Source organism: Rhodanobacter terrae (genome assembly GCF_042657005.1).
Taxonomy (GTDB): Bacteria; Pseudomonadota; Gammaproteobacteria; order Xanthomonadales; family Rhodanobacteraceae; genus Rhodanobacter; species Rhodanobacter terrae.
Genome location: NZ_JBHSNG010000094.1, coordinates 1 through 640, shown reverse-complemented (window position 1 = coordinate 640; position 640 = coordinate 1). Strand labels below are relative to the sequence as shown.

The window sequence follows — 640 nt, the reverse complement described above, 5'->3', positions numbered from 1 at the left end:
CGAGCCCCACGCCTGGCTCACCGACACCCTCACTCGCCTGCCCACCACCAAAGATCGCGACATCGCATCTTTGCTGCCGCTGGCATAGGCTTCGGTCAACATCAAGGTGCGGTGGGCGGGCGCTTACATTGTAACGATTGGCATGCGCTTTTATTTTGATAACTCAGATTTACTCGTACAGTCCAGTTAGATGCGTTTGGGCTGCGGCTCCGCCAGGGCAGCTTGTTCGACGCCGTACCGGGTGTGCCACATCGCCCGAGATCACGTCCGCATGATGCGCGACAGTGCCCATTGCCCCTCGGCTTTGTAGCCACGCATGAATTGCGACAGGTTTACACAGCTAAACCCGGTGATCCGCGTCGCGATGAGCAACGGATGGTGGGTCACCATGGCATACCCCACTCCATCACCCTCCACCGGACATTTCAGCTGCTCGGAGAGGTACAGACACACGTCGTCCAGGTTCTCGGTGACCCATCGGTACTTCACCTCGAATTGCCGGGCGTAGCTCTTTGAACCGCCCCGGGATTTGAGGAGGCTCCAACTCTTGAGAGAATGGAGCCATGAACAAGTCCACGAAGTTTTCCCCTGAAGTCCGCGAGCGCGCGGTGCGCATGGTGCAGGAGCACCGCGGAGAGTA

At 58.8% G+C, this 640-nt stretch carries 2 protein-coding genes; one reads left to right on the top strand and one right to left on the bottom strand.

Going from position 1 to position 640, the window contains the following annotated elements; all coding sequences use genetic code 11:
* The coding region (locus ACFPPB_RS20385) for a transposase domain-containing protein (protein ID WP_377330501.1) at nt 1-88 on the top strand (88 nt) is incomplete at its 5' end.
* 173 nt (nt 89-261) lie between these two features.
* Here the strand turns inward: ACFPPB_RS20385 and ACFPPB_RS20380 are convergent.
* Nucleotides 262-640: hypothetical protein (locus ACFPPB_RS20380; RefSeq protein WP_377330499.1), on the bottom strand; the 379-nt coding region annotated here is incomplete at its 5' end.